General features: G+C 70.9%; 11 protein-coding genes. 5 read left to right on the forward strand and 6 right to left on the reverse strand.

Going from position 1 to position 9,097, the window contains the following annotated elements; genetic code table 11:
* Positions 1-1,324: ankyrin repeat domain-containing protein (locus FAF44_RS49710; protein ID WP_237110476.1), on the reverse strand; the 1,324-nt coding region annotated here is incomplete at its 3' end.
* Between the two features lie 186 nt (positions 1,325-1,510).
* On the opposite strand from FAF44_RS49710, the gene FAF44_RS49715 reads away from it, so the two are divergent.
* Positions 1,511-2,233, forward strand: coding sequence for a DUF1707 domain-containing protein (locus FAF44_RS49715; RefSeq protein WP_237110477.1), 723 nt, complete (start codon positions 1,511-1,513; stop codon positions 2,231-2,233).
* 27 nt (positions 2,234-2,260) lie between these two features.
* On the opposite strand, the gene FAF44_RS49720 is transcribed toward FAF44_RS49715, so the two are convergent.
* The 5 genes from FAF44_RS49720 to FAF44_RS55505 form a co-directional block, all read right to left on the reverse strand.
* A complete protein-coding gene (locus FAF44_RS49720; protein WP_237110484.1) occupies positions 2,261-2,974 on the reverse strand; it encodes a sirohydrochlorin chelatase in 714 nt (237 codons plus the stop codon).
* Between the two features lie 59 nt (positions 2,975-3,033).
* Positions 3,034-3,762 (reverse strand): phosphoadenylyl-sulfate reductase, encoded by a 729-nt coding sequence (locus FAF44_RS49725; RefSeq protein WP_237110478.1) that lies wholly within the window; start codon positions 3,760-3,762, stop codon positions 3,034-3,036.
* A 136-nt stretch (positions 3,763-3,898) separates the two neighbouring features.
* Positions 3,899-5,587, reverse strand: coding sequence for a nitrite/sulfite reductase (locus FAF44_RS49735; protein ID WP_237110479.1), 1,689 nt, complete (start codon positions 5,585-5,587; stop codon positions 3,899-3,901).
* 108 nt (positions 5,588-5,695) lie between these two features.
* The gene (locus FAF44_RS56560; RefSeq protein WP_311132608.1) at positions 5,696-5,779 is read right to left on the reverse strand and encodes a putative leader peptide; all 84 of its coding nucleotides are present in this window, start codon (positions 5,777-5,779) and stop codon (positions 5,696-5,698) included.
* 79 nt (positions 5,780-5,858) lie between these two features.
* On the reverse strand, positions 5,859-5,984 hold the full coding sequence (locus FAF44_RS55505; RefSeq protein WP_272896128.1) for a hypothetical protein: 126 nt from the start codon (positions 5,982-5,984) through the stop codon (positions 5,859-5,861).
* 56 nt (positions 5,985-6,040) lie between these two features.
* Here FAF44_RS55505 and FAF44_RS49740 point away from each other — a divergent pair, with 56 nt between their 5' ends.
* From FAF44_RS49740 to FAF44_RS49755, 4 genes are all read left to right on the forward strand, one after another.
* Positions 6,041-6,829: a TIGR03084 family metal-binding protein gene (locus FAF44_RS49740; protein WP_272896131.1), complete on the forward strand. Its 789-nt coding sequence runs from the start codon at positions 6,041-6,043 to the stop codon at positions 6,827-6,829.
* Positions 6,830-6,862: 33 nt separating this feature from the next.
* On the forward strand, positions 6,863-7,237 hold the full coding sequence (locus FAF44_RS49745; RefSeq protein WP_237110481.1) for a YccF domain-containing protein: 375 nt from the start codon (positions 6,863-6,865) through the stop codon (positions 7,235-7,237).
* A gap of 55 nt (positions 7,238-7,292) precedes the next feature.
* Positions 7,293-8,228, forward strand: coding sequence for a YihY/virulence factor BrkB family protein (locus FAF44_RS49750; protein ID WP_237110482.1), 936 nt, complete (start codon positions 7,293-7,295; stop codon positions 8,226-8,228).
* Positions 8,229-8,269: 41 nt separating this feature from the next.
* Positions 8,270-9,097: serine/threonine-protein kinase (locus tag FAF44_RS49755; protein ID WP_237110483.1), on the forward strand; the 828-nt coding region annotated here is incomplete at its 3' end.

A 9,097-nucleotide genomic window follows, 5' to 3' on the forward strand; every position in this document is an offset into this window, starting at 1 on the left:
GTTCCCTGGCGTACTCGTCGTCGCTGTCGGCCAGCACCCGTTCGGCCCCGCGCGCGGCCCGCTCGTCGCCGCGGTCGGCCAGGCCGCGGGTGGCCTCGGCCACGGTGCGCAGGTCGGAGTCGGTCAGCCGGGCCGCCAGCGCCTCCCTGATGCGCGGCGTGTCGGCGGTCAGCCCGGCCAGCCCGGCGGTGGCCCAGTCGCGGATCTCGGAGCTGTCGTCCTCGGTCATGGAGATGAGCAGCGCCAGCCCCTCCTCGTCGTCCGGCGGCAGCACGTCGGCCAGCGCGATCGGGTCCGTCGAGGTGCGCTTGTGCCCGGGACGGCCGAGGATGTCCAGCACCTGCGGCAGCGCCCGCGGGTCGCCCTGGTGGCCGAGCGCGGCCAGCACCGAGCGCAGCACCTGCGGGCTGCCCTCCGTGGTGACCATCTTCTGCAGCAACGGCAGGGTGCGATCGAGGTACGGCTTGTCCCCGTCGGCGAACCCGAACTGCGCGATCGTGTCCACGCCGAACTCGCGCTCCCTGGCGTCCTCGCTCACGCACAGCCGGGCCAGCGCCTCGTAGGTCTCGTCGTCGGCCCGCTTGCCCAGCGAGTCGGCCACGATCCACCAGGTCTCGGCGTCCTCGTCCACGTCGCGGTGCGCCAGGGCGCGGGCCACGAGCTGCTCCACCGGCGTGTAGACGCCCGCCGCGTCCTCCAGCAGGGTCGCGACGGCGGCGTGGCCGCGCTGGGCCTCCACCTGCTCGCTCTGCTCGCCGTCGGCCGAGCGACCGGCCACGGTGATCAGCTCGGTGCCGTCCTTGGCGTACTGGCGGGCCACGACGTACTCCCAGCCGTCCTGCTCGATCTGGTCGAGCAGCGCGCTCTCCAGGTGCACGCCCGCCCAGCCGAGCGCGACCTCGAGCGGGGTGTCGCCGTCGCCGTCGTACTTCTCGTGGTTGGCGCCCGCCTCCAGCAGCACCTGCACGACGCCGGGCGCGCCGCGGCTGGCGGCCAGGGTGAGCGGGGTGTCACCGACGTCGTTGGTGGCGTCGACCTCGGCGCCGGCCTCGATCAGCACCTTGGCGACGTCGGCGTGACCGTTGGCGGCGGCCCACAGCAGCGCCGTCCAGCCGCCGCCCTCCCGGCCGTTGACGTCGGCGCCGCCGGCCAGCAGCGCCTCGGCCGCCTCCGTGCGGTCACGGGAGGCCGCCGCGCACAGGGCCAGCCCGCCCTCCTCCTGGCCTTCGTACGGGCTGTCGGGGTCGAGGCCGCCGGCGAGCAGCTTGCCCACCGTCTCGATGTCGCCGGTCAACGCCGCCCGGTAGAGCTGTTCCTCACTCATGAAAGGGACCCTAGCCTGGTCCGGCCGCGCCCCGGACCAAGGGCCGGGGCCCCTTGTCATGGCGTGGTACGCGGTCCGCCCCCGGCTGGGTTCAGATTCCATTCCGAATATGCATGTTTAGGTGGATAGCCTTTTTCGTCCTTCGGGAGGAGCTGCACGGGGACCCAAACGCGATATGTTGCGAGTATGACTGATCCCGGTGAGCTGCGCGCATCGGACGCCGAGCGCGAGGCCGTCGTCGAAGAACTCCGTGTCGCCTCGGTCGAGGGCCGCCTGACGCTCGCCGAGCTGACCGACCGCACAGAGGCCGCCTACACCGCGACCACCCACGCCGACCTGGCCCTGCTCACCCAGGACCTGCCCACGACCGGCGGCGCGCCCGCCGCCGCGCCGGTCCCGGCGCGCGAGGGCAGGAAACGGCGCTGGTTCGTCGGCGTCATGGGCGACTCCAAGCGGCGCGGCACCTGGCGCATCGACCAGGAGCTCGGCGCCGTCGCCGTGATGGGCGACGTGCTGCTCGACCTGCGCGAGGCCGAGGTGCGCACGGACACCGTGGAGATCCTGGCCGTCTCGGTGATGGGCGACGTCAAGATCATCGTCCCCGACGGCGTGTACGTGGACCTCGACGGCATGGCGATCATGGGCGACAAGAAGGTGAACGTCATGCAGGCCCCGCCCGGCATGAACGTCCCCGTGGTGCGCGTGCAGGCGTACGCGGTGATGGGCGACGTCAAGGTGATCGGCGACTCGCAGGCGCAGCCGCTCCAGCGCGGCTTCGCGGCCTGGCGCGAGCACTGGCGGCGGCTGCACGGCGACGACTGGCGCGAGATCGGCCGCCAGCTCCGCTTCGAGGGGCGCGAGCTGCGCCGCCAGCTCCGCGATGACCGCCGCCTCGACCGCGGCTACTGAGACACCGGAGCGGCGATCCCGCCCGGGTCAGCCGGCCAGGGGCACCGGCTCCCGCCGGGCGGCCGTGTACCGCTCCAGCAGGACGTCCACCAGCTCCGGGGCCGGCCCCAGCACGTCGGCGACGACCGAGGCCCCCGCCGCGAGCGTGTCGCGCCGCACCTTGTCCGCGAAATGGCCGGGAGCCAGCAGGTACGGCGCCACGACCACCCGTGCCGCCCCCGCGCGCCTGAGCGAGGCGACCGCCTCGGCGGGCGTGGGGGAGGCGGCGGAGGCGTACGCGGGCGTCACGGTCCACCAGCCGGACCGCCGCCACACCCGCGCCATCTCCGCGATCATCGCGTTGGCCCGCGCGTCGCTCGACCCCGCCGACACCAGCACCACCGCCGTGGACGGATCGCCCGCCGGCACGCCCGCCTCGCCGAGCCGCCGCTCCAGCGCGGTCAGCAGCAGCGGGTGCGGCCCCAGCGTGCCCCCGTAGCGCACCCGCAGCCGGGGCTCGCGCGCGCGGGCCTCGTTCAGCGCCGCGGGCAGATCCACCCTGCTGTGGTACGCCTCGGTGAGCAGCAGCGGCAGCACCACGGCCTCCTCCAGGCCGCCGAGCGCCCGCCCCAGGTCAGGGGCGCAGTGGTCGAGATAGGCCACCCGTACGGGCACCTCAGGGCGCGCCAGGCGCACCCGGTCGAGCAACGCGGCCACGGTGACGGCGGCACGCGGATCGCGAGATCCGTGCGCCACCGCCACCAGTGGCACGCGGCCGGAGGCCGCCCCGCCTGCCAACGGGACGGGTCCCCCGCCGGGGATCACAGGTGAATGCCGCATTCGACCTTCCCCAGGCCCGCCCAGCGACCGCTGCGCGGATCCGCACCCTCCGCGACCTGCCGCGTGCAGGGCGCGCAGCCGATCGAGGGGTAGTTGTCATAGTGCAACGGGTTGATCAGCACCCCGTTGTCGGAGATGTAGTTGTCCACGTCCTCCTGCGTCCAGGAGGCGATCGGGTTGACCTTCACCATCTGCCGTTTGGCGTCCCACTCCACGACCCTGGTGTCGGTCCTGCTGGACGACTCGTCCCGGCGGATGCCGGAGATCCACGCCAGGTACGGCTCCAGCGCCCGGTTCAGCGGCTCCACCTTGCGCAGGTAGCAGCACAGGTCGGGGTTGCGGCCGAACAGGCGGGGCCCGAGGTCGCGGTCCTGCTCGGCGACCGTGCGCGACGGCTTGATGTCGATCAGGTTCACGTCGTAGACCTGCCGGACGGCGTCGCGCGTGCCGATCGTCTCGGCGAAGTGGTAGCCGGTGTCGATGAACAGCACGTCCACGCCCGGCTTGACCCGGCTCACCAGGTCGATGAGGAGGGCGTCGCTCATCGAGGAGGTCAGGCACAGCCGGTCGCCGAACGTCGCCGCCGCCCAGCGGATGATCTCCCGGGCGGGGGCGCCCTCCAGGAACTTCGCGGCGGACTCGACGATGTCCTGCAGATCGAGCGTGCCACGCTGCTCTCTCAGCCCGACCTCGATGTCGACGAGCGTCATATCTTCACTCCGATTCCCAGGAATTTCAGCTTGAAGGCACGAGCGCAGGCGCGGCAGTACCAGCCGCCATCGCCTTCGTAGGGCTCCAGGTCCTCCTCGCCGCAGTACGGGCAGTGGAAGGGAACGGCTCGTGTGGTCATTTCAGGTCGGCCTCGTCTGCCCGCTGGACCCAGTCCGCGAACGATTCGCCGTCCTTCTTCTGACTGTCGTAGTTCGACACGACGCGCGACACGTAGTCGGGCAGCGCCTTGGCGGTGGTCTTGAGGCCGCGCACCTTCCTGCCGAAGCCGGCCCCGATGCCCAGCGACCCGCCCAGGTGGATCTGGAAGCCCTCGACCTGGTCGCCGTTCTCGTCCACGACGAGCTGGCCCTTCAGGCCGATGTCGGCGACCTGGATGCGGGCGCAGGAGTTGGGGCAGCCGTTGACGTTGATGGTCAGCGGCTCCTGGAAGGTGGGCAGCCGCCGCTCCAGCTCGTCGATCAGGTCCATCGCGGTGTCCTTGGTCTCGACGATGGCCAGCTTGCAGTACTCGATGCCGGTGCAGGCCATCGTCTGGCGGCGGAAGGTGGAGGGCCGGACCTGCAGGTCGTTGGCCTCCAGCTCGGCTACGATCGAGTCCACCTGACCGGGGGCGACGTCGAGGATGACCATCTTCTGCTCGACCGTGGTGCGCACCCGGCCGGAGCCGTGCCGCTCGGCGATGTCGGCGATCAGGTGCAGCCGGTCGCCGTCGAGCCGGCCCACCTTGGGGGCGAAGCCGACGTAGAAGTTGCCGTCCTTCTGCGGGAAGACGCCCACGTGGTCGCGCCGGCTGTCGCGCGGCTGCTCGGGGGCGGGGCCGTCGGGCAGCCGCTCCTTGAGGTACTCGGTCTCCAGGATCTCCCTGAACTTCTCCGGCCCCCAGTCGTTGACCAGGAACTTGATCCGGGCGCGGTGCCGCAGCCGGCGGTAGCCGTAGTCGCGGAAGATCCCGATGACGCCCTCGTACACGTCGGCGGCCTTCTCGGGGCTGACGAACACGCCCAGCCGCTTGCCCAGCATCGGGTTGGTCGACAGGCCGCCGCCGACCCACAGGTCGTAGCCGGCCTCGCCGCGCTCGTTCACCACGCCGACGAACGCGATGTCGTTGATCTCGTGCACGGTGCAGTGCGCCGGGCAGCCGCTCAGCGCCGTCTTGAACTTGCGGGGCAGGTTCGAGTACGCCGGGTTGCCCACGACCCGGTCGTAGATCTCCTGGACCTGCGGGGTGCCGTCGATCACCTCGTCCACGTCGATCCCGGCCAGCGGGCACCCCATGATCACCCGCGGGGTGTCGCCGCACGCCTCGGTGGTGGACAGGCCCACGGCCTCCAGCCGCTCCCAGATGTCCGGCACCGACTCGATCTCGATCCAGTGGAGCTGGATGTTCTGGCGGTCGGTGATGTCGGCGGTGCCGCGGCCGTACTCGTTGGAGATGCCGGCGATCGTGCGGAGCTGCGCCAGGTCGAGCTGGCCGCCGTCGATGCGCACGCGCAGCATGAAGTAGGAGTCGTCCAGCTCCTCGGGCTCCAGCACGGCGGTCTTGCCGCCGTCGATGCCGGGCTTGCGCTGGGTGTAGAGGCCGTACCAGCGCATGCGGCCACGCAGGTCGGCCGGGTCGATCGAGTCGAAGCCCCGCTTGGAGTAGATGTCGATGATGCGCTGCCGGACGTTGAGACCGTCGTCGTTCTTCTTGTTCTCTTCGTTCTTGTTGAGCGGCTCACGGAAACCGAGAGCCCACTGGCCTTCGCCGCGCGGGCGCTTGTGATGCCGGCTGGCAGGAGTGCGGCTGGCAGGGGTGCTCATTGCGCGTCCTTCGGATCATGGGCGCGCGCAACGTTCCTCCTGCCTCATCGTCGAGGGCAGGGCTGGTGAGGAGGAGTGCGACGCGCTCAGCGGTAGAAAAACAGAGGGTCAGCGGGCGTCGCAACAGATGGCACTACGGACACGCTGAAGGTCGACGTGTCGTCGACCGACGAGCATGGGGTCCGCTGGCATGATTCGAGAGTACTCTGGCTGTCCGAGATGTCCAAGACCGGGTCCAGAGTGTGGGATAGTGACCCGCCGGGCGCGCGCGTCACCCCTGGCGCGGCCAGTCCAGTTCCGACTCCTTCGGCACCGCCTGCTCCTTGTGCTGGCAGTCGCACCAGGATCCGCCCCGGCAGTCCTCGTGACGTTTGTCCTTGCAGCTCTCGCAGATCACGCTCCGCATTATTCTCCCGGAACGTCTCTCCCGTTAGGCTGGCGCGCGTGGACCTCATGGCCGAGTTACTCCGCGACCTGCGTGCCGAGACCGAGTCCTTCGAAGCGCTGCTGGAGCCCCTGGGGGACGACGCCTGGGAGCGGCCCACGCCCGCAGTGGGCTGGGCGGTGCGCGACCAGGTGAGCCACCTGGCCTGGTTCGACGACGCCGCCGTCCGGGCCGCCGCCGACCCCGGCGGCTTCCCCGCCTGGCTGGAGGAACGCTTCACCTCGGTGGACGACCTGGCGGCCGGGGCGCGCGGGATGCCGCCGGAAGAGCTGCGCCGCTGGTTCCGTACGGCCCGTGGCCACAGCCTGGAGGCGTTCGCCGCGCTCGACGCCCGCGACCGGCTGCCCTGGTTCGGGCCCGCGATGTCGGCCGCCTCCTTCGTCACCGCCCGGCTGATGGAGACCTGGGCGCACGGCCAGGACGTCGCCGACGCGCTCGGCGTCGTCAGGGAGCCGACCGGGCGGCTGCGGCACGTGGCCACGATGGGTTACCGGGCCCGGCCGTACAGTTTCGCCGTGCGCGCCCTGCCCGTGCCCGCCGAGCCCGTACGGGTGGAGCTGGCCCGGCCCGGCGGCGGGGTGTGGACGGCCGGCCCCGAGGACGCGGCGAGCGTCGTCCGCGGCCCGCTCCTCGACTTCTGCCTCGTCGTCACGCAGCGTATCCATCTGTCCGACACCGCCCTGGAGCTGACCGGCGAGCCCGCCAGGGCCTGGATGCCGATCGCGCAGTGCTTCGCCGGCCCTCCCGGATCGGGCCGAAGCCCCAAGTCAGGGGAGGATCAGGGTCATTCCGGATGACGCCCGTTTCATGATGCATGACATGCTGTGAGCATGCGCACAATCCTGAACGTCATCTGGCTGGTGTTCGCGGGAATCTGGCTCGCCATGGGCTACGCGCTGGCGGGGATCATCTGCTGCATCCTCATCGTCACGATCCCGTTCGGCATCGCCTCGTTCAGGATCGCGGCATACGCGCTGTGGCCGTTCGGCCGCACCGTCGTCCGCGATCCGGACGCGGGCGTGTTCTCCATGCTGGGCAACATCATCTGGTTCGTGGTCGCCGGCATCTGGCTGGCCATCGGTCACGTCGTCACCTCCATCCCCCTGTTCATCTCGATCATCGGCATCCCCATGGGCGTGGCGAACATCAAGCTCATCCCGGTCTCCCTCCTTCCCCTGGGCGCACGCATCGTCGACAACGACTAGGGCAGTACGGGACGTAAGCTGTCCCGAAGAGCCACTGCCAATACCGTTGGGTGCCATGACGTCCACCGAAGCCCCTCCCAGGCCCAAGCGCGGGCTCGTGTCGAATGCCCGCGCGCGGCTGAACTGGGTGCTCGACACCAAATCGTGGGCGACCGTACGCGCCGCCACGAACGCCGGCGTCACCTACCGCGTCACCGGGCTGGCCGGCGAGGCCGCCTTCTTCGCGCTTCTGTCGCTGCCGCCTTTCGTGCTGGGCCTGATCGGCGTGCTGGGCAAACTCGGCAGCACCTGGCTCGGGCCCGGCGTCGTGGCCCAGGTGCACGCCTGGGTGATCGACCAGGCGGAGCTGATGTTCACCGCCGACGCGGTGAACAAGGTGATCAGCCCGCTCATCACCGACGTGCTCAGCGACGACGCCGGCAAGGTGTCGATCATCTCGCTCGGCTTCCTGCTGTCACTCTGGTCCGGCTCCAGAGCCCTGTACGTCTACGTCGACCTGATCTCGGTCGCCTACGGGCTGGGGGAGGAGCGCGGCATCATCCGTACCCGGCTGATGTCGTTCGGCCTCTACGTCGTGGGCCTGATCATCGGCATCATCGTCATGCCGATCCTCGTCGTCGGCCCGACCCTGATCAAGGACGCCCTCCCCAGCGAGTACGGCAGCCTCATCGACCTGCTCTACTGGCCGGTCGTGATCGTCGGCTCGGTGCTGTTCCTGACCGTGCTCTACCACGTGAGCGTGCCCGTGCGCACCAAGTGGTACCGCGAGCTGCCCGGGGCCATCCTGGCGCTGTTCCTGTGGATCGTCTGCGCGGCCGTGCTGCGGGAGGTGCTGGCGGCCTGGTTCTCGCCGGTGTCGGTGTACGGCTCGCTGGCCGCGCCCATCGCGCTGCTGCTGTGGCTGTACATCACCGCGCTGGCCGTGCTCATCGGCGCGATTCTGAACGCGGAGGTGGACCGGCTCTGGCCGGGCGCGAGCCGGACCAAGTAGTCATTTCCCTCGACCGGAACATGTCCGGAATAATCCCCCCGGTGAACGTGCAGCAGCGGGTCGGGCCGTACACCCTCATCAAGCAGCTCGGCGAGGGCGGGATGGGCGTCGTCCACCTCGCCGCCGACCCCGCCGGCCGGCTGGTGGCGCTGAAGACGATGCGGCCGGACCTGGCGGGGCGGGAGGAGTTCCGGCGCCGGTTCGGCAAGGAGACCGAGGCGGCCAGGAGGGTCGCCAGGTTCTGCACCGCGCCCGTCCTCGACGCCGGTTTCGACCACGGCACCGCCTACCTCGTCACCGAGTACGTCGAGGGCCCCGACCTGTCCGCCGTGGTCGCGCGGGCCCCGCTGTCCGGCTCGAACCTGGAGGCGCTGGCCGTCGGCGTGGCCACCGCGCTGGCCGCCATCCACCAGGCGGGCGTCGTCCACCGCGACCTCAAGCCGTCGAACGTGCTGCTCAGCCCGGTCGGGCCGCGGGTCATCGACTTCGGCGTCGCCCAGCTCGCCGACGCCCCAGGAGCGGTGGCCACCATCGCCACGTCGATGGGGACGCCCGCGTACATGTCGCCCGAACAGGCCAGAGGCGAGCACGTGACTCCGGCCGGCGACATCTTCTCCTGGGGCGCCCTGGTGGCGTTCGCCGGCACCGGCAGGCCGCCCTTCGGCACCGGCGGGCTCCCGGAGGTCGTCTACCGCGTCATCAACCACGTGCCCAAGCTCGACGGGCTCGACGAGCGCGTCAGGCCGCTGGTCGAGCGCGCCCTGGACAAGGACCCGGCCCGCCGCCCGACCGCCCAGCAACTCGTGGACCTGCTGCTCGGCCGTACGGGCGTGCCGGTGGCGGCGGCGACCAAGGCGGTCTCGGAGACC

Source organism: Nonomuraea sp. MG754425, from assembly GCF_021699195.1.
Classification (GTDB): domain Bacteria; phylum Actinomycetota; class Actinomycetes; order Streptosporangiales; family Streptosporangiaceae; genus Nonomuraea.

Coding starts and splice junctions, on each gene's coding strand:
- FAF44_RS49715 (WP_237110477.1), top strand. CDS start 1,511: ATGACTGATCCCGGTGAGCTGCGCGCATCGGACGCCGAGCGCGAGGCC.
- FAF44_RS49725 (WP_237110478.1), bottom strand. CDS start 3,762: ATGACGCTCGTCGACATCGAGGTCGGGCTGAGAGAGCAGCGTGGCACG.
- FAF44_RS49735 (WP_237110479.1), bottom strand. CDS start 5,587: ATGAGCACCCCTGCCAGCCGCACTCCTGCCAGCCGGCATCACAAGCGC.
- FAF44_RS56560 (WP_311132608.1), bottom strand. CDS start 5,779: ATGCCAGCGGACCCCATGCTCGTCGGTCGACGACACGTCGACCTTCAG.
- FAF44_RS49740 (WP_272896131.1), top strand. CDS start 6,041: ATGGCCGAGTTACTCCGCGACCTGCGTGCCGAGACCGAGTCCTTCGAA.
- FAF44_RS49745 (WP_237110481.1), top strand. CDS start 6,863: ATGCGCACAATCCTGAACGTCATCTGGCTGGTGTTCGCGGGAATCTGG.
- FAF44_RS49750 (WP_237110482.1), top strand. CDS start 7,293: ATGACGTCCACCGAAGCCCCTCCCAGGCCCAAGCGCGGGCTCGTGTCG.